This window comes from Streptomyces sp. NPDC093109 (genome assembly GCF_040701725.1).
Classification (GTDB): Bacteria; Actinomycetota; Actinomycetes; order Streptomycetales; family Streptomycetaceae; genus Streptomyces.
In genome coordinates this window covers 1-3,172 of record NZ_JBFBEZ010000104.1, presented here as the reverse complement: position 1 = coordinate 3,172, position 3,172 = coordinate 1, and the positions used below count along the sequence as shown (strand labels likewise).

General features: G+C 69.9%; 1 protein-coding gene. It reads left to right on the top strand.

The annotated features are described in order from the left end of the window. Positions 1–178: 178 nt before the first annotated feature. On the top strand, positions 179–3,172 hold a 2,994-nt coding region (locus AB0389_RS37700), incomplete at its 3' end, for a hypothetical protein (RefSeq protein ID WP_366400106.1).

Here is a 3,172-nt window from a genome sequence, read left to right as displayed (position 1 = left end):
CAGTACGCCGGCCCTGCGCAGCCATCACCCCGACGGCACCGTCACCGAAACCTGGGCCGATACCGGCACCCGGGCACGGGGCACCGTCAGCCGCGAGATACGTGTCGAGTCGCGGAACGTCCCCGACCCCACACCTCGGCCCAGTACTTCGCGGCGGCCCGCGTTCGATCCGGATACCATGCCGGCGGACGCGGACTGGAACGCGCCGGCGCGGACCAAGGCCATCGAGCCGCGGTTCCCACAGCTCTACGCTCCCGACCCCTCCGGGGGACACAACCGGTACGAAGAGCTGAGCCGGGAGTACGAAACGGCGCTCAGGAAGGTGCTCTCCGCCCACCAGCGAATCAACGAGGAAGTGATCAACACTCTCGACGCGCTGTTCGAGTACTACGAACAGCACTTCCAGGCCAACGCGTTCAAGCTGTTCGCGAGCAGTCGGAGTCCGCTGTCCGCGGCGGAACAGTTCCGCCGTCTGACGGACCGTAATTCCGATGCCACCCTGGACGAGCGGATCGAGGCCTTCGCGGACGCCGTGTTCGCCAACCCCGACTACCCGGAGGCGCTGGACAAGCTGTGGGCCAGGAAGCCGGAGCTGAAACCGGACGGGCTGTCCGGCGTGCCCGAGGCCGCGATCCCGTACTCCGCCGAGACCCGGCAGCAGGCACAGGAGTACGGCTACCGCTTCGCCGAGGCCCCGGCCGAGACGGTGACCCACCTGATGCGCGTGCGGCGCGTGCTGAGGGTGCCCGGTGGCCACTCGATGTTCTTCCGCGACGCCCTGATCGGGTGGGGTCTCAAGAGCCACTCGCTGGCCGAGGTGCTGGCGGCGACGCAGAAGGCCGGCATCCGGGGTGGGGCGGAGCCTTCCCGGCCGGTCGACGCGGCGCGGCTGTACGCCTGGAGCGACGCCCAGCTCGACCCCCGCCGGGCTGTCCACGCCGCGATCCCCGGGGCGCTCCGGCAGTCGTACGGACCCGGCAGTTCCGTCTGGGATTCGCTGCGGCAGCCGCATGAGCGGTGGTTCCAGGAGGCGTTGCAATCCTTCGACGCCTTCACCCGTGAGAATCTCGATCGCATCGCCACCATGGCCGGTCTGGAGGGTGCGCCCGCTCCGGCGGTGCCGGCCGGCACCTCGACCCCGCGGCGCCGACGGGCCCTGATGGAGCTGTGGGAGCGCCAAGGGGTGACAACCGGCGTGAAGAACCTCCAGGCCGGTCACCTGCTCGGTCTGTATCTGGCCCTGGGCCCCGACCGACACCTGCTCCCGGTGCGTCCGGCGCACAGTGCTGTCTTCTCACAGGGTGAGACCTCGCCCCCGCTGCCGGATCCGACGGCACGTCGCCTGGTCCTCCGGGCCTGGGAGGGGAAGGACGATTACCCGGCGCTGTTCGTCGCCGACACGTCGTTCAGCAAGCAACTGGCCCGGGCCGAGCGGGCCAGGAACGACGGCCCGAGCGAGAAGGAACTGCGGGTACTGCGCGACCAGCTGATCAAGCTGGCCGTCGAGAGGACCGAGCTACTCGCCCCGGTCCTCAGCGGGTACGAGGAGCTGGCGTCCGAGGCGGCCGAACGGCTCATACCGGCCCATCGGCGGGCGTGGTTCGGCGAATGGGCTGCCGGGCCGGTGGACGGCCCTCACACCTTCGGGAACGACGAGGGAGTCATCCGCAGGGGGCCGCGGCACATCGTGTCGGTCGACAGGCGGTCGCTGCTCGACGGCCTGGTCGCTTCCGATGACGACCGCGAGGGCGGCCACCTGGTCCTGTACGAGGTGCTGAAGTCCACCGCCCGCGAGGTCGCCCCCTTCCTCCCCACGGTCGATCACACCGCTCGGGGTACGGCCCTGTACCCCGGGAAAATGGTGTTCCGGTACCAGGGCTACCGCATCGAGCGCGACGAGCGGCACCAGCTGAGCTACGTCGTTGTCACTCTGAAGGAGGCCCCCAAGCCGCTGTCGCCCGACATGTGGGACCGGGAGTTCCAGAGCCAAACGATGCGTGGGCGGAACGGCACACAGATCGGCAGCGCCCTCATGGGCTCCAACGACTGGGTCACCCGCAAGGGCGGCGTGATCAGGCGCACAGAGGCCGGCTCCTACCGCACATACGACGACAGCTACATCTTCAGCGATCAGGAGCATCCGGTCCCCTGGCAGCCCGGACAGGTGGGCTGGCTGAACGTGCACGGTTCCGGGAAGGACTTCCTCACGCCGTCGCGGTACGGCGCGAAGCGGGTGAGCGGCGCCCAGGTCGGCGCCTACGCGAGGCAGCTGCTGCGCTCCCTCGGGCTGCCGGACATCCCGATCGTGTACGTCGCGTGCTCGACCGCACGGAGCCATGCCGTCGGCACCGTGGCGGCACAGGTCGTGGCCGACTGGAGCAAACAGGTCGGCTTCGCCGGTCCCACGACCATCGCCTACCCGGTGGGCGGTGCGGCCTTGAAGAACAAGAGCGGACAGCCCATCACGCCCGGGTTCATGGCCTTGCAGACCACCGCCGACGACCCGGCGCCCCGGTTCACCCGGTTCGAGCCCCGGCCGTTGACCGACGCGGTGGGCCCCGAGCCGATTGCCCAGCGGGGGGCCTGGGCCGAGGGCCTGTACGCCCTGGAGGAGTGGAGGGAACTGGCCCGGGGCTACGAAGTCGCTCTGGCCAAGAAGCTCGCCGGCGATCCCGAAGCCCTCGATGCAGCGCGGCACGCGGTCGAGGCCGCCGGCGGAACCCGTCCCACGTCAACGGACATCACCGAGGTGATGCTCGATTTCTTCGCGAGGGCGCTTCCCCAGATGCGGTTGCGGGACTTCGACGTGAAGACGGTGCCCCTGAGCACGTACCACGGCGAGTACCGTGCGCGCGGCGTGCGGATCACCAGGGAAGGGCACGCACTGCCCGAGTTGCTGTTCGAGGAGTACGCGGAACTGGCCGCCCCCTCGTACCCGCAGTCGCTGGCCTTCCGCAAGGCCGTGGTGGCGTGGCTGGTCGGCTCGACCATGCCGTACGCGCATTCGCTGCACGAAGTGGTGCGTGCCTCTACGGGCGCCCACGTCGGCTTCGATGACATGGCGGACACCATCGCCCTGGCGGGCGACGCGGCGCACCTGTACATGTGGGCGGACCAGCACCTCGGGCCCGACGGCGGCACGACGCCCGTCGGGCTGGCCCTGCCGATGGAG